The sequence below is a fragment of the Alloyangia mangrovi genome, assembly GCF_002300555.2.
GTDB classification, from domain to species: Bacteria; Pseudomonadota; Alphaproteobacteria; order Rhodobacterales; family Rhodobacteraceae; genus Salipiger; species Salipiger mangrovi.
In genome coordinates this window covers 15,407-31,405 of the sequence record NZ_NTHN02000010.1, presented here as the reverse complement: position 1 = coordinate 31,405, position 15,999 = coordinate 15,407, and the positions used below count along the sequence as shown (strand labels likewise).

The following is a 15,999-nucleotide window of genomic DNA, read 5'->3' as shown; positions in this document are numbered from 1 at the left end:
GATGTGCGACGAGGTTCAGCGCCGAGTCGGCGGGCCAAAGTCCGCCGGATGTGCGGCAGCAAGACCCCACACGCGATTTCACGCGCATTTGCGCAGGCTGGGGGCTTTTTTTGCCGCGCCGTCCGACCCTATAACACCCGAGCCTTCACTCGAGGGGAGTCGAGGGCCAAAACGCGTATTTCTGGGGCGGGACACTTAATGTTTGGACTGGACAGACTCATGGGCGCCTTTTCGGCGGACATGGCCATCGACCTCGGCACGGCGAACACGCTGGTCTACGTGAAAGGTCGCGGAATCATTCTGTCCGAACCGTCGGTTGTGGCCTATCACGTCAAGGACGGCGTCAAGAAGGTGCTGGCCGTCGGCGAGGATGCAAAGCTCATGCTGGGGCGCACCCCCGGCTCGATCGAAGCCATCCGGCCGATGCGCGAGGGCGTCATCGCGGACTTCGACACCGCGGAAGAGATGATCAAGCATTTCATCCGCAAGGTGCACAAGCGCTCGACCTTCTCGAAGCCGAAGATCATCGTCTGCGTGCCGCATGGCGCCACGCCGGTTGAGAAGCGGGCGATCCGCCAGTCGGTGCTGAGCGCCGGCGCACGCAAGGCCGGCCTCATCGCCGAGCCCATCGCCGCGGCCATCGGCGCCGGCATGCCGATCACCGATCCGACCGGCAACATGGTCGTCGACATCGGCGGCGGCACCACCGAGGTGGCGGTACTCTCGCTGGGTGACATCGTCTACGCGCGCTCGATCCGCGTCGGCGGCGACCGCATGGACGAGGCCATCGTCAACTACCTGCGCCGCCAGCAGAACCTGTTGGTGGGTGAAGCCACGGCCGAGCGTATCAAGACCTCGATCGGCACCGCGCGGATGCCCGACGACGGGCGTGGCAGCTCGATGCAGATCCGTGGCCGCGACCTGCTGAACGGCGTGCCGAAGGAAACCGAGATTTCCCAGGCCCAGGTGGCCGAGGCGCTGTCCGAGCCGGTGCAGGCGATCTGCGAGGCGGTGATGTCCGCACTCGAGGCCACCCCGCCGGACCTGGCGGCCGACATCGTCGACCGCGGCGTCATGCTGACCGGCGGCGGCGCGCTGCTGGGCGACCTCGACCTGGCGCTGCGCGAGCAGACCGGTCTGGCCGTATCGATCGCCGAGGAGAGCCTCAACTGCGTGGCGCTCGGCACCGGCAAGGCGCTGGAATACGAAAAGCAGCTGCAGCACGCGATCGATTACGACAGCTGATCCCTTTCGGGATCGTCCCGGCTGCGGCATAGTCCGGGGCGGGTGCAGGGCCAAGGCCGCACCCGCCCTGCACCGCCCCTGAGGCACACGTGACGCAGAGGCCACCCGCAGAGACCCGATGGCGAAACACGGCACCAACAGCGAAGACTATTCCGCCCCGCTGAAGCGCCTGCTTCTGGCGGTGCTGATCCTGTGTCTCACCGGGCTCTTCGTCCTCTGGCGCATCGACAGCCCGCGCGTCGAGCGGTTCCGGGCACAGGTGATCGACACCATTATGCCCGGGTTCGACTGGGCCATGGCGCCGGTGACCGGCGCGGTCACGATCCTGCGCGATTTTCAGTCCTACCAGCGCATCCACGAACAGAACCAGGAGCTGCGCCGCGAGCTGCGCCGGATGACCGCCTGGAAGGAAGCCGCGCTGCAGCTCGAGCAGGAAAACGCCAAGCTGCGCGACCTGAACAACGTGCAGCTCGACCCGCGGCTGACCTATATCACCGGCGTGGTGCTGGCGGACAGCGGCTCGCCCTTCCGCCAGTCGGTGCTGATCAACGTCGGCAGCCGCGACGGGATCGTCGACGGCTGGGCCACGATGGACGGTATCGGTCTTGTCGGGCGCATCTCGGGGGTGGGCAACAACACCGCTCGGGTCATCCTGCTGACCGACGCCAGCAGTCGCATCCCGGCGACCATCCAGCCCTCTGGCCAGCGCGCCATGGTGGTCGGCGACAACTCGGCCAACCCGCCGATCGATTTCCTCGAGAACCCCGACCTGGTGAAGCCCGGCGACCGTATCGTAACCTCGGGTGACGGCGAGGTCTTCCCGCCGGGTCTGCTGATCGGCCAGGTGGCGCAGGATCCGGGCGGGCGACTGCGCGTGCGCCTTGCCGCCGACTACGAGCGGCTTGAGTTCCTGCGCGTGCTGCGCGACCACGGCGCGCGGCGGGTCAGCACCCCCTCGGGGCTCATCCTGCCCGAGACACCGCCCGAGGCGCCCCAGCCCGAGGCGGTGACCGATCCCACCGTGCCACCGCTCAGCGATGCGGAGCCCGGGTCCGGGTCGGAGGCCGGCAATGGCTGAGAGCAGCCGCCCGGCCAAGGTCTGGATGATGCGCACCATTTTCGTCGCCCTGACCTTCGCGCTGATCTTCTTCCACCTGCTGCCGCTCGACCTGATGCCTTCCGCCTACGCGGGACCTGACGTGCTGACCGCCATGTGCTTCGCCTGGGCGCTGCGCCGGCCTGACTACGTGCCGGCGCTGCTGGTGGCCGGGGTCATGCTGCTGGCCGACCTGCTGTTCCAGCGCCCGCCGGGGCTCTGGGCGGTGCTGGTGCTGATGGCCACCGAGTCGCTGAAGAACCGTGACGGGCCGCGGCGCGAACAGACCTTCCTGATGGAATGGATCACCGTCGCCGTAGTGCTGGCGGTGATCACGATCCTGTTCCGGCTGGTGCTGGGGCTCTTGATCGTGCCCGAGGGAACCTCTTTCCTAGCGCTCATGCGATACGCCACCACCGTGATCTGCTATCCTCTGGTGGTCCTGCTGTCGCAGGGGCTGTTCGGCGTGCGCCGGATGGCGCCGGGCGATTTCGACCATGCCGGGAGACCGATGTGAGACGCACCCCCAAGGAGAGCTCCGACAGCTGGCGCCGCATCTCGCGCCGCGCCCTGCTGCTGGGCGGCGCGCAGCTCGGCTTTGCCGGGATGCTGGGGCTGCGCATGCACCACATGCAGGTCGACCAAGCCGACGAGTTCCGCCTGCTGGCCGAGGAGAACCGCATCAACATGCGGCTGATCCCGCCGAGTCGCGGGCGCATCTTCGACCGCAAGGGCAAGATCATCGCCGAGAACACGCCGACCTACCGCATCACCATCGTGCGCGAGGATGCGGGCGACGTCGAGGACGTGATCTCCAAGCTCTCGGCGCTGGTCGAGCTGGACGAGGACGAGCTGAACCGCGCGCTGGCCGAGATGCGGCGCTCCGCCCCCTTCCTGCCGATCACCATCGCCGACCGGGTGAGCTGGGAGTCGATCAGCCGCGTCGCCGTCAACGCCCCTGCCCTGCCCGGCGTCACCCCCGAGGTCGGCCTGTCACGCTTCTACCCGCAGCACGGCAACTTTGCGCATGTGGTGGGTTACGTCGGCCCCGTATCCGAGCGCGACCTTGCCCGCTACGAGGATCCCGAGCCGGTGCTGCGCATCCCGCGCTTCCAGATTGGCAAAGTCGGCGTCGAGGCCAAATACGAGGAACAGCTGCGCGGCAAGGCCGGCGCCAAGCGCGTCGAGGTCAACGCCGTGGGCCGGGTCATGCGCGAGCTCGACCGCCGCGAGGGCGACAATGGCGCCGACATCCAACTGACCATCGACGCCGACCTGCAGGATTACGTACAGGCACGGCTCGGCCATGAATCCGCCTCCTGCGTGATCATGGACGTGGAGAAGGGCGATCTGCTGGCCATTGCCTCGGCCCCCTCCTTCGATCCCAACAAGTTCGTGCGCGGAATCTCGGTCGCCGACTACGCGATCCTGCGCGACAACAACCACCGCCCGCTCGCCTCGAAGACCGTGCAGGACGCCTACCCGCCGGGTTCGACCTTCAAGATGGTTACCGCGCTCGCCGCGCTCGAGGCCGGGATCCTCTCGCCCGACGATACCGTCTGGTGCCCCGGCCACATGGAGGTCGGCTCGCGCCGCTTCCACTGCTGGAAGCGCACCGGCCACGGTCACCTGACGCTGGAGCAGGCCCTGCAGCAGAGCTGCGACGTGTTCTTCTACGACGTGGCGCTGAAGGTCGGCATCGACAAGATGGCCGACATGGGTCACCGGCTCGGCCTCGGCGTGCCGCCGGACGTGCCGATGTCGGCGGTGACCTCGGGCATCATGCCGAGCAAGGAGTGGAAACAGCGCGAGCGCGGCAAGGGCTGGCTGCTGGGCGACACTGTGAACGCCTCGATCGGCCAGGGCTTCGTGCTGGCCTCGCCGCTGCAGCAGGCGATCATGACCGCCCGCCTTGCCAGCGGGCGCGCCATCCATCCGCGGCTGATCAAGACCATCGACGGCGTCGAGACCGAGATTGTCGGCGGCGAGGAGCTCGATATCAACCCCAACCACCTGCGTTACGTGCGCAAGGGCATGTCGGCGGTGATGAACAGCAACCGCGGCACCGGCTACCGCTCACGCGTGGTCTCTGCGGGCTACGAGCTGGCCGGCAAGTCCGGCACCAGCCAGGTGCGTAACCGGGTCGTCGCCAACGACGAAGTGCCCTGGGAGGAGCGCGACCACGCGCTCTTCGTCGCCTACGGCCCCATCGCCGCGCCGAAGATCGCGGTCTCGATCGTGGTCGAACACGGCGGCGGCGGCTCCTCGGCCGCGGCCCCCATCGCCCGCGACGTGGCGCTGCAGGCGCTCTACGGCGGCACCCCGCCGCTCGACGCCTACCCCTCGTCCGACCACGAGAAGATCCGCGAGCAGCAGGAGCGGCTTGACCGTGAACGCCTCGAGCGGGCGGAACAGGCACGGGGGCGCGCGTGAGCTATCTCGAATACACGGTCAAGACCACGCCCACGGGCTGGCGCAAGGTGCTCTACATCAACTGGCCGCTGGTGATCCTGCTGACCGCAGTGGCCAGCGTCGGCTTCCTGATGCTCTATTCGGTGGCCGGCGGCAGGCTCGACACATGGGCCGAGCCGCAGATGAAGCGCTTCGGGCTCGGGCTGGCGGCGATGTTCGTCACCGCCATGGTGCCGATCTGGCTCTGGCGCAACCTGTCGGTCCTGGCGTACCTGGGCTCGCTTGGCCTGCTTATCGGGGTGGAGCTCTTCGGCACCGTCGGCATGGGCGCGCAGCGCTGGATCGACATCGGCTTCATGCGGCTGCAGCCCTCCGAGCTGATGAAGATCGCACTGGTGATGGTGCTGGCCGCCTATTACGACTGGCTGCCCCTGAAGAAGACCTCGCGGCCGCTCTGGGTGCTGATGCCGATCCTGCTGATCCTGCTGCCCACCGGGCTGACGCTGATCCAGCCCGACCTCGGCACGGCGCTGCTGCTGATGATCGGCGGCGGGCTGATCATGTTCCTTGCCGGGGTGCACTGGGCCTATTTCGCCGTGGTGATCGCCGCCGGGGTGGGCACGATCTTCACCGTCTTCGAGTCGCGCGGCACGGACTGGCAGCTTCTAAAAGACTACCAGTTCCGCCGCATCGACACCTTCCTCGACCCCTCCACCGACCCGCTCGGGGCCGGCTATCACATCACCCAGGCCAAGATCGCCATGGGCTCGGGCGGCTGGACCGGGCGCGGCTTCATGCAGGGCACCCAGTCGCGGCTGAACTTCCTGCCCGAGAAGCACACCGACTTCATCTTCAACACGCTTGCCGAGGAGTTCGGCTTCGTCGGGGGCATGTCGCTGCTGACGCTTTACGTGCTGATCCTGCTGTTCTGCATCTTTGCCGCGCTGCGCAACCGCGACCGCTTCTCCTCGCTCTTGACGCTGGGCATCGGGCTGACCTTCTTCCTCTACTTCGCGGTCAACATGTCGATGGTCATGGGGCTTGCCCCGGTGGTCGGCGTGCCGCTGCCGATGGTGAGCTACGGCGGCTCGGCCATGCTGGTGTTGATGATCGCCTTCGGCCTCGTGCAGAGTGCCCACATCCACAGGCCACGCTAGACTTCGCAAGGACTCCCATGACCACGACGATCCTCTTCGCCGCCCCGCAGGACAGCTGGGACGCCTACCGCGCGCCGCTCACCGAGGCGCTGGACGCCGCCGGGATCGACTACCGCCTCTCCCGCGACATCCCCGCCGAGGAGGTCGAGTACATCGTCTACGCCCCCAGTTCCGGGCTGACCGATTTCACCGGCTTCCCGAGGCTGAAGGCTGTGCTCAGCCTCTGGGCCGGGGTCGAGAAGATCGTCGGCAATGACAAGCTGTCGGTTCCGCTCACCCGCATGGTCGATGACGAGGGGCTGACGCAGGGCATGGTGGAATATGTCACCGGCCACGCGCTGCGCCATCACCTTGGCATGGATGCGCATATCATAAATCCCGACCATGTCTGGCTGAACAAGGCGCCGCCGCTGGCGCGCGAGCGCCCGGTCACCGTGCTCGGCCTCGGTATGCTGGGACGTGCCTGCGCCCGGCAGCTGGCGCAGATCGGCTTCCCGGTGACCGGCTGGAGCCGCACCCCGCGCGAGATCGACGGCATCCGCTGCCTGTCGGGCGCTGAGGGGCTGGCCCAAGCGCTCACCGGGGCCGAGATCGTCGTTCTGCTGCTGCCCTTCACCCCGCAGACCGAGAACACCCTCGCGCGAGAGTTGCCTGCTCGCCCCTGGTGCGGCGATCATCAACCCCGGCCGCGGCCCGCTGATCGACGACGACGCGCTGCTCGCGGCGCTCGATGCCGGACAGGTCGGCCATGCCACGCTTGACGTCTTCCGCGTCGAGCCGTTGCCGCAGGACCACCCGTTCTGGGCGCACCCCAAGGTGACCGTGACACCCCATATCGCCGCCGAGACCCGCGCCGACTCGGCCTCGCGGGTGATTGCCGAGAACCTGCGGCGCGGCGTCACGGGCGCGCCCCTGCTGCATCTTGTGGACCGGGGCGCGGGATACTGATAAGGCGCGGCGCATCTTAACTGGAGATGCTGCCGCCATGCCCCTGCCCGAGACCTTCGACCGCAATGTGAAGATCGCCCCGTCGATCCTCTCCGCCGATTTCGCCAATTTCGGCGCCGAGATCCGCGCCGTCGAGGCGCAGGGTGCGGACTGGATCCACGTCGACGTGATGGATGGCCACTTCGTGCCCAACCTCACCTTCGGCCCGCCGCTGGTAAAGGCGATCCGCCCGCATATCTCGACCGTGATGGACGTGCACCTGATGATCGCCCCGGTCGACCCCTACATCGAGGCCTTCGCCGAGGCCGGCGCCGACATCATCACCGCCCACCTCGAGGCCGGCGCTCACACCCACCGCACGCTGCAGGCGATCCGCGCTTGCGGCGCAAAGGCAGGCCTTGCGCTCAACCCCGGCACACCGGTCGAGGCCGCCGCGCCGCTGCTGGATCTCTGCGACCTCGTCTGCCTGATGACCGTGAACCCCGGCTTCGGCGGGCAGAAGTTCATCCATAGCCAGGTCGCGCAGGTGAAGAAGCTGCGCGAGATGATCGGCGATCGCGAGATCCACATCGAGATCGACGGCGGTGTCGACCCCTCGACCGCCCCGCTGGTGGTCGAAGCCGGCGCCGATGTGCTGGTCGCTGGTTCCGCCGTCTTCCGCGGCGGCTCGGTCGACAACCCCGCCCCCTACGGCGAGAACATCCGCGCCATCCGCGCCAGCCTCGAGGGCTGAGCCTCCTGTAAATCCGTATCGAGTTGGCGCCAAATGCCGATCAAGATCCGGCATCCCGGCACCAACAGAGATATGAAGGGCGCCCCTTGGGGCGCCCTTCTCATTGACAAATAGCGAGGAAAGCCGACCTGGCACGCGTCCGGCTGTTCTGGAGCGAGCACCCGGCTCGGGCCCAGTGCGTCGAGCGACCGCAAATCGAAATGCTGCATGGCCGGGCAGATGCAGCGCGACAGATCGGGATATCGCGGCATATTTCCTATCGCTGACCTCCAAGCATGGCGGTCTGAGCCTGATCGGACGGACCAAGGGTGGCATGAACACCAAGCGGCACGCCGTCGCCGATGCCGAGGGACGGCCGTTGAGGCTGTTCATGACTGCGCGGGCCGGGTCAGCGACGACACCGGCGCCGGGGCCCTGCTGAGCAGCCTGCCAAAAGCACAATGGCTCCGTGGCGACCGTGGCTATGATGCAGACTGGTTCGGAGAAGGGCTGAAAGACAAGGGATCGAGGGTTTGCATCCCGGGCCGGAAGGGTCGAAAGACCACGTTTCGATATGATCGCCGCCGCTACGAGCGACACAAACGCATCGAGATCATGTTCGGCAGGCTCAAGGACTGGCCCCGCGTCGCAAGCCGCTACGACCGATGCCCGAAAGCCTTCCCCTCAGCCATTGCCCTAGCCGCAACCGTCATCTTCTGGCTCTGAAAAATGAATGAGTCTGGTGCCTAGGGGCGTGGTTCCGATGATGGCGTGCTGCGGACCGAAGCCTGCACCCGGGTGATCTCGGTGGCGGACCTTGGGGCGGCAGGGCGGCAAGCTGACGTCTCCGCATCCCCGCGGCACGTTTCGTGCGGCCATAAACGCTTGACCGAGATGGTCCGGTCAACGAAGTCCCGAGCCTGGTGGTTCGAAGGTGCTCTCACGCCCGCAGCTTACGGCCGGCTCTTCGGTGCATGGGCATGAGCGCCGACATCGGGACCTCTCAGGCTGGCGGATGCAGTCCGAAGGAGCGTTCCAGCACTTCGCCCGCTTCCAGACACAGGTCTTCGCGCCAGGGCGGTGCAACCAGTTGCACACCCGAGGGCACCCCGACCTCCAGCCCGGAGCAAACCGACAGCGCCGGGAGTCCGAGCAGCGGGATGCCAATCTGAGGCACCTGAGCCTCCCAGAGGCGTGCAATGGCCTCAGGACCGTTGAGGTCTTCGTCTTGGGCGAAGGGCAGCTCGGCCGAGACCGGCATCAGCACCAAGGGGTAATCGAGAAGGAAGGCCCGCCACGCCCGGATCAGCCGCGCGCGGCGGCTGAACAGCTCGCTGAACTTCGCAAGATCGATGCCCCGCGCCCGCTCCTCGTAGAAGCTCAGCAGCGCGATGGCACCCGGATCACCCTCGAGCTTCGCCGCCGCCAGCTTGTCGGAATGCGCGTCCGAAAGCCAGAGGTCGATCTGCAGTTCCACCGCCTCGCGGATGTCGGGCACCTGCGTTGGCTCCTCGACGTGCCAACCCGCCTTGCGCAGGACCTCGGCGGCGCGATCGAGGTCGGCGAGGATGCGCGGATCGGTGTCGATGCCGCCGGGGCGCTTCATCAGCGCCACACGTGGCGCCACGGCAGGTCCGGTGAGCGGCACCGGTGCGCTCCAAGGATCATCGGGCGCATAGCCCGACATGCCCTCGAGCCCCAGGCGCAGGTCATCGACCCGGCGCGCCAATGGCCCGGCCACGGCCATGAGCTGCGGGCCGATGGCGCGGTCCGGCCCCGAGTGGTTGAAGGCTGGCACCCGCCCCGGCGTCGGCCGCAGCCCCTGCACCCCGCAGGCATAGGCCGGGTAGCGGATCGAACCGGCGATGTCGGTGCCATGGGCGATGTGCCCGAGCCCCGCCGCCGTCGCCGCCCCTGCCCCGCCCGAAGAGCCACCGGGTGTCAGCGCAGAGTTGTGGGGGTTGCTGGTGGTGCCGTGCAGCTTGTTGGAACTGAACCAGCGGTAGGAGAAGGCCGGGCAGTTGGTGCGCCCGACGACGATGGCCCCCCCGCGTGCGCATGTTGCGCAGGAAGGGGCTGTCCTCGTTGGCAATGAGGTCCTTGGCCAGCGTCGTGCCGTTGGTAGTCGCGTAGCCCTTCTGGTCGGCGATCACCTTGACCGTCACCGGCACGCCCGCCAGCGCGCCGCCATCCTCGCCCGCCGCGATGCGGGCATCGAGCGCCTCGGCGTCGCGCATTGCCTCCTCGCCGGTGTCCTGCACGATGGCGTTGATCGCCGGGTTCAGCCGCGCCACCCGGTCGAGCGTGGCGCGCGTCACCTCGGCGGCCTTGAGCGTACCGGCACGAACGCGGGCGGCCAGCTCGCGGGCGGTCAGGGCGTTGGGGTCTGTCATGATGAGGGGTCCGGAATCAGAGAGAGGACAGTCGTTCGCGGATCGCCCGCACGACGAAGCGGCGTTCGGGGATGCTGGCGACATGCGGGGTGACGAGCACCTTAGGGTGCGTCCAAAGCGGGTGACCCTGCGGCAGAGGCTCGGTTTCGAAGACGTCCATCGAGGCCCCCGAGAGGTGCCCGCTGTCGAGCTGGGCAATCAGGTCGTCCTCCACGACCTGCCCGCCGCGCCCCATCTGCACCAGCGCCGCGCCCTGCGGCAGCTTCGACAGGAAGCCCGCGTCGATCAGCCCGCGTGTGGCCTCGGTGAGGGGCAGCACGTTCACCAGGATGTCGGTTCGGGCGAGGAAGGCATCGAGCCCGTCCCCGTGGAAATGCTCCACACCCGGCTCCGCCGGGTCGGGGGCGCGGCGCGAATAGCCCGCCACCGGATACCCGAGCCCGATCAATCCCTTGGCAATGGCGCGACCCATGTGGCCGAACCCCAGAACCCCCACGCGGCGGTAGGCCGGCGAGAGCCCGATGACCCTACGCGCCCACTCCCCGCTGGCCTGCTGGGCGACGTAGCGGCCCATGTCGCGGTGATGCCAGAGCACGTGGAAGGCTGCAAAACCCGCCATTTGCAGCGCCTGGTCGGCGTCCTCGACACGGTAGACCGGCACATGCGCGGGGCGCGACGGACAGGCCATGATCGCGTCGGTCCCAGCCCCTGCCGAGAAGATCGCCTTGAGCCCGGTCATGCCCTCGAAGAGATCGTCGGGCGGGATGAAGGTGAAGACGAAATCCACCTGCGCCGGATCGTGAACATCCTGCCTCTGCATGACGGTGAGCTCGGGCGCATCCTCGGCGAAGACCCCGCTGAAGTGCGGCCAGAGTTCGACGCCGCCGGTCGTCGTGATGACGCCCCTCATGCGGCGCCTGCCTTCGCCCAGTCTGCGCCCGGAACGGCGGCCAGAAGTTGCCGCGTGTAGTCCTGTTGGGGCCTCAGGAATATGTCGTGCACGGTTCCGATCTCCACCAGCCTGCCCTTCTGCATCACGGCGATCCTGTCGCAGAGCTGCGCCGCCACCCGCAGGTCGTGGGTGATGAAGAGGATCGACAAGTCGAAACGCTCGCGCAGATCGCGCAGAAGGTCCAGCACCTGCGCCTGGATCGACACGTCCAGCGCCGAGACCGCCTCGTCGCAGATGATCAGCTCGGGATCCATGGCGAGCGCGCGGGCGATGCCGATGCGCTGGCGCTGGCCGCCCGAGAATTCATGCGGGAAGCGGCTGGCCGCCTCGGCGCCGAGGCCAACGATGTCCAGAAGTTCGCGCGCGCGGGCCTGCGCCTGCGCCTTGGGCACGCCCTTGGTGATCGGCCCGTCTGTAAGTGCTCCCATGATCCGCTGGCGCGGGTTGAGCGAGGCATAGGGGTCCTGAAACACCATCTGCACCTTGTGGCGCTGTTTGCGCAGCTCCTCCTCCGACAGCGCCGCCAGATCGGTGCCGCCGACCAGCACCTGCCCGCCGTCCGGCGTCACCAGCCGCACCGCGGTGCGGCCCAGCGTCGACTTGCCCGAACCGGACTCGCCCACGAGCCCCAGCACCTCGCCGCGCCCGACGGTGAGCGAGACGTCATCCACCGCGCGCACCTCACGCACCGGGCGGAACATGCCGCCACCGGTGCGATAGACTTTGCGCAGCCCCTTGATCTCCAGCGCCGGCACCTCGCGCGGCGCACGGGCGGGCGGCAGCTTGCCGGTGGGGATCGCATCCAGAAGGCGGCGGGTGTAGTCGTGTTGTGGGTCGGTCAGCACCGACGCAGCGCTTCCGCGCTCGACCACGCTGCCCTCGCGCATGACGATCACCTGATCGGCGATCTCGGCCACCACGCCGAAGTCATGGGTGATGAACATCACCGCCATGCCGCGCTTGTCGCGCAAATCCAGGATCAGCTTCAGGATTTGCGCCTGCGTGGTCACGTCGAGCGCGGTGGTCGGCTCGTCGGCGATCAGCAGCTTCGGCTCGAGCGCCAGCGCCATGGCGATCATCGCCCGCTGCCGCTGCCCGCCCGAGAGCTGGAACGGATAGGCGCGGATGATCTTCTCGGGATCCGGCAGCCCGACCTCGCGGATCAGGTTCAGCGCCTTCTCGCGCCGCTCTTGTTGGGAAAAGCGGTCATGCGCGGCAAAGACCTCGGCGATCTGCTCGCCGATGCGCATCAGCGGGTTGAGCGCGGTCATCGGCTCCTGGAAGATCATCGCGATGCGCGCGCCGCGCAGCGCCTGCTTCTCGGCCTCCGGCAGGCGCAGGATGTCGCGCGCCTCGAACAAGGCGCGCCCCGATTTCACCGTCACGCCCGGCGGCAGCAGCCCCATCAGCGCGTTGGCGGTCATCGACTTGCCCGAGCCGCTCTCGCCCACGACGCAGAGGATCTCGCCCTTCTCGATGGCAAAGGAGATGTCCTCGACCGCGAAGGCTCGGTCGGCGCCCTGCGGCAGCCCGATGCTGAGGTGTTCGATCGAAAGCGCGCTCATGCCTTGCCCCTCCGGCTCAGGTGGGGGTTGAGGGCGTCGTTCAGCCCCTCGCCGATGAGGTTCAGCGCCAGCACCGTGATGACGATGGCGATGCCGGGGAAGAAACTGAGCCACCAGGCGCTGCGGATCACCGTGCGCGCAGCCCCGATCATGTAGCCCCAGCTCATCGCGTTGGGATCGCCGAGGCCGAGGAACGACAGCGAGCTTTCCAGCAGGATCGCGGTGGCCACCATCAGCGAGGCCATGACGATGATCGGCGAGACGGTATTGGGCAGCACCTGCGTCAGCAGGATGCGCGGCCGCGACAGGCCGGCGAGGCGCGCGGCATCGACGAACTCGCGCTTGCGCACCGACATGACCTCGGCCCGCACCAGGCGCGCCACCGGCGGCCAGGAGACGATGGCGATGGCGATGGTGATCGAAGCCAGCGTCGGCTCGAAGATGGCAACCAGCACGATGGCCAGCGCGAAGTTGGGAATGGTCTGGAAGAACTCGGTGAAGCGCATCGCGCCCTCGTCCACCCAGTTGCCATAGAAGCCCGCGAGCGCCCCCAGCGGCACGCCGATCAGCAGCGCGACCAGCGTCGAGACAAGGCCAACCAGCAGCGATACGCGCGCGCCATAGGCCAGCTGCGAGGCAACGTCGCGGCCCAGCGTGTCGGTGCCGAGCGGCAGACCGTCCATGCTGAAGGGCGTCAGAAACGGCCGCTGCACCATCTGCCAGGGCGTGTGCGCAAAGATCAGCGGCGCGAAGAGCGCGATCCCGATGACCGCCAGCAGCAGCACCACGCCGATCATCGCCCCGATGTTGGAAGAGAAGCGTTTCCACATGACTCAGACCCTCCTCATGCCTTTGCGCCGATGCGCGGATCGACCAGCCGGTAGACGATGTCGGTCACGATGTTGAAGAGGATCACCATCGCCGCCGAAACCAGGAAGACGCCGAGGATGGTGTTGTAGTCGCGCGCCGCGAGGCTTTCGAACATCAGCCGTCCGATGCCGGGCCAGGCAAAGACGGTCTCGGTCAGCACCGCGCCGCCCACCAGCTGCCCCGCCTGCAGGCCCGCCAATGTCACCACCGGCAGGATCGCGTTGCGCAGGATGTGGCGGCGGCGGATGGCCGGGCCCGAGAGGCCCTTGGCCTTGGCGGTCTTGACGAAATCGAGCTGGCTGACCTCGAGCATCGAGGCGCGGGTCATCCGCATGTAGACCGCCATGAAGAAGAGGCCGAGCGTCAGCGCCGGCAGCACGAGGTGCTTGGCGATGTCGAAGGCCCGGGCAAGACCGGTATAGCCCGCCCCCACCGTCTCGTAGCCGAATCCGGGCAGCCAGCCGAGCCAGACCGAGAAGACCAGCACCGCCATCAGCGCCGCCCAGTAGAGCGGTGTCGCGTAGAAGAGCAGCGCCAGCGTGGTCAGCAGGCTGTCCGAGGCTTTGCCCACCCGCGCCGAGGCAGCGACACCGAAGGCGATGCCCAGCACCAGCGAGATCACGAAGGCGGTCAGCGTCAGCAGCAGCGTCGCCGGGAGCCGCTCGGCGATGAGCTGCGCGACGGGAGCGCCCTGCCGGAAGGAATAGCCCAGATCGAGCGTCAGCACGCTGCCGACGTATTTGCCGAGCTGCACGTAGAACGGCTGATCGAGACCGAAGCGCTCGCGCAGCTGTTCGATCATCTGCTCGTCCGCGGCTCCGGCCTCGCCCGCCAACACCACCGCCGGATCGCCCGGCGCAGCGTGCAGCAGGCAGAAGTTCAGGACCGCGATGGCCAGAAGCGTCACGAAGGCCTTGAAGGCCCGCGACAGGATGACTGTGACTATGCTCATTGGCCCCCGTTCGACACGCCGGTCGTCCCGTTGGTTCCTGTCCCCCGCCGGAGGACGGCTGAGGGGCGGACCGGAACCGGCCCGCCCCGTGCTTCAGGTTACTCTTCGACCCAGGCGTCGCGCGGACCATCGTTCACGCCGATGGCGGTGGTCACCAGATCCTTGACGTTGCAGCGGTAGATGGTCGGGAACTCCAGTTCCTGAAGCCAGGCCACCGGCACATCATCGACGATCTCCTTCTGGATCTCGGCGTAGGCGGCGGCACGGTCCTCGGCGTTCACCATGCCCGCAGCGGCGGCCCATTTCTCGTCGAGTTCAGGATTTTCGTAGCCCTCGACGTTGTTCCAGGGGCTGCCCTTGCTGATCTGGCTCGCCACGTAGTTGCGCGACACGCCGAGCGCCGGATCGCCGTACTGGTAGAGGTAGGTGAAGGCGAGGTCGTAGTCCCACTGTGAGGTCTTCTCGTTCCAGCCCGCGACGTCGGTGCTGTCGATCTCGGCATTGATGCCGACCTCCGACAGGTTCTGCCGCACCGCCTCGGCCCAGCGTTGCCAGGTCTCGCCGTAAGGCAGCGGCAGGATGCGTACGGCCTCTCCGCCGTAGCCCATCTCGGCCAGAAGTTCCTTGGCCTTGTCGGGGTTGTAGTCGTACTGGGTGACGTCGTCGCTGTAGAAGTTGGTCGAGGAGGCGACGGGGCCGGTGGCGACCTTGCCGAAGCCGTTCCACACCACGTCCTTCACGAAGTTCCGATCCATGGCGTACATCACCGCCTGGCGGAAGCGCACGTCCGAGGTCGGCCCCTCGCGGTTGTTCATCCACATCCACGACAGCGGCGCGAAGAACTCCCAGCCCGCGCCGGTCGAGCAGACGCCCTCCATCGCGGTCAACCGCGGCACGTCCCAGTTCTCGACGGAGCCGCCGGGCAGTACGTCGACCTCGCCGGTTTCGAAGGCGACGGCACGGGCCGCTGCATCGGGGATCACGCGGTAGAAGACCTCGTCGAGGTAGGGCTTGCCCTCGAGGTAATAATCCTCGTTCTTCACCAGGTGGATGTAGCTGCCCTTTACCCACTCGTCGAACTTGAACGGGCCGGTGCCGATCGGCGTCGCGTTCATCTCGTTGGTGGCGTAGTCGGTGCCCTCGTAGATGTGCTTGGGGACAATCGGCATGGTGCCCGCCTCAAAGGCGTTGATGAACGGGCCGAAGGGCTCCTTCAGTTGGAACACCACGGTGGTGTCGTCGGGCGCGGTGATGCTCTCGACATAGGCCAGCGAGGCGCGCAGGCGGGCGTGGGTCTCGCGCAGGAAGACATCGGCCGAGAAGACCACGTCATCGGCGGTGAAAGGCTCGCCGTCGTGCCATTTGACGCCGTCATGCAGGTGGAAAGTGTAGGTCAGCCCGTCGTCCGATATCTCCCAGCTCTCGGCCAGGCTCGGCTGCGGCTCGAGGTCGGAATTGTAGCGCAGCAGGCTCTCGTAGATGTCGCCCGCCACCAGCTGCGTCGGCCCGTTCTGCACGAGGCCCATCATCAGCCCCGGTGGCTCGGGCTGCACGACGATGTCGAGGCGGCCGCCGGACTGCTGCGCGGCGAGCGGCGCAGCGAAGGTGGCGGCGATCAGGAAGGTGGTCGCTCTGAGTGTGTTCATGGGGTTCCTGTTGGTTCTGTTTGACTGCTTTTCTTCGAAAGTCAGGCCCCG

12 protein-coding genes and 3 pseudogenes are annotated in these 15,999 nt (G+C 67.5%); 8 read left to right on the top strand and 7 right to left on the bottom strand.

Annotated elements, in window-relative coordinates:
• Positions 1–198: 198 nt before the first annotated feature.
• The 8 genes and pseudogenes from CLG85_RS07535 to CLG85_RS07500 all read left to right on the top strand — a co-directional run.
• The gene (locus CLG85_RS07535) at positions 199–1,245 is read left to right on the top strand and encodes a rod shape-determining protein (RefSeq protein WP_095882793.1); all 1,047 of its coding nucleotides are present in this window, start codon (positions 199–201) and stop codon (positions 1,243–1,245) included.
• Between the two features lie 118 nt (positions 1,246–1,363).
• Positions 1,364–2,323: a rod shape-determining protein MreC gene (gene mreC / locus CLG85_RS07530; RefSeq protein WP_235865428.1), complete on the top strand. Its 960-nt coding sequence runs from the start codon at positions 1,364–1,366 to the stop codon at positions 2,321–2,323.
• Positions 2,316–2,858: a rod shape-determining protein MreD gene (locus tag CLG85_RS07525; protein WP_095882794.1), complete on the top strand. Its 543-nt coding sequence runs from the start codon at positions 2,316–2,318 to the stop codon at positions 2,856–2,858. Before mreC ends, CLG85_RS07525 begins: the two co-directional genes overlap by 8 nt.
• Positions 2,855–4,774: a penicillin-binding protein 2 gene (gene mrdA, locus CLG85_RS07520; protein ID WP_095882795.1), complete on the top strand. Its 1,920-nt coding sequence runs from the start codon at positions 2,855–2,857 to the stop codon at positions 4,772–4,774. Before CLG85_RS07525 ends, mrdA begins: the two co-directional genes overlap by 4 nt.
• The gene (gene rodA, locus CLG85_RS07515; protein ID WP_095882796.1) at positions 4,771–5,910 is read left to right on the top strand and encodes a rod shape-determining protein RodA; all 1,140 of its coding nucleotides are present in this window, start codon (positions 4,771–4,773) and stop codon (positions 5,908–5,910) included. The genes mrdA and rodA overlap by 4 nt, the downstream gene beginning before the upstream one ends.
• Before the next feature lie 17 nt (positions 5,911–5,927).
• Positions 5,928–6,858, top strand: a pseudogene (locus CLG85_RS07510) (2-hydroxyacid dehydrogenase).
• Positions 6,859–6,895: 37 nt separating this feature from the next.
• Positions 6,896–7,591, top strand: a complete 696-nt coding sequence (gene rpe, locus CLG85_RS07505; protein WP_095882798.1) for a ribulose-phosphate 3-epimerase — start codon at positions 6,896–6,898, stop codon at positions 7,589–7,591.
• 259 nt (positions 7,592–7,850) lie between these two features.
• Positions 7,851–8,296: pseudogene (locus tag CLG85_RS07500) on the top strand (IS5 family transposase); the annotation flags it as partial.
• 277 nt (positions 8,297–8,573) lie between these two features.
• Here CLG85_RS07500 and CLG85_RS07495 read toward each other — a convergent pair.
• From CLG85_RS07495 to CLG85_RS07465, 7 genes and pseudogenes are all read right to left on the bottom strand, one after another.
• Positions 8,574–9,662 (bottom strand): amidase, encoded by a 1,089-nt coding sequence (locus CLG85_RS07495; RefSeq protein WP_260348659.1) that lies wholly within the window; start codon positions 9,660–9,662, stop codon positions 8,574–8,576.
• A 25-nt stretch (positions 9,663–9,687) separates the two neighbouring features.
• Positions 9,688–9,963 (bottom strand): annotated as a pseudogene (locus CLG85_RS07490) (amidase family protein); the annotation flags it as partial.
• A 16-nt stretch (positions 9,964–9,979) separates the two neighbouring features.
• Entirely contained in the window at positions 9,980–10,873 is an 894-nt protein-coding gene (locus CLG85_RS07485) for a 2-hydroxyacid dehydrogenase (protein WP_095882799.1), read from the bottom strand.
• Positions 10,870–12,480, bottom strand: coding sequence for an ABC transporter ATP-binding protein (locus CLG85_RS07480; protein ID WP_260348658.1), 1,611 nt, complete (start codon positions 12,478–12,480; stop codon positions 10,870–10,872). The genes CLG85_RS07485 and CLG85_RS07480 overlap by 4 nt, the downstream gene beginning before the upstream one ends.
• Positions 12,477–13,310 carry an ABC transporter permease gene (locus CLG85_RS07475; RefSeq protein WP_095882801.1) on the bottom strand — a complete coding sequence of 278 codons (834 nt, stop codon included), beginning with the start codon at positions 13,308–13,310 and terminating at the stop codon, positions 12,477–12,479. Before CLG85_RS07475 ends, CLG85_RS07480 begins: the two co-directional genes overlap by 4 nt.
• A gap of 14 nt (positions 13,311–13,324) precedes the next feature.
• A complete protein-coding gene (locus CLG85_RS07470; protein WP_095882802.1) occupies positions 13,325–14,302 on the bottom strand; it encodes an ABC transporter permease in 978 nt (325 codons plus the stop codon).
• A gap of 98 nt (positions 14,303–14,400) precedes the next feature.
• Positions 14,401–15,948, bottom strand: a complete 1,548-nt coding sequence (locus tag CLG85_RS07465) for an ABC transporter substrate-binding protein (protein ID WP_095882803.1) — start codon at positions 15,946–15,948, stop codon at positions 14,401–14,403.
• Between the last annotated feature and the right edge of the window lie 51 nt (positions 15,949–15,999).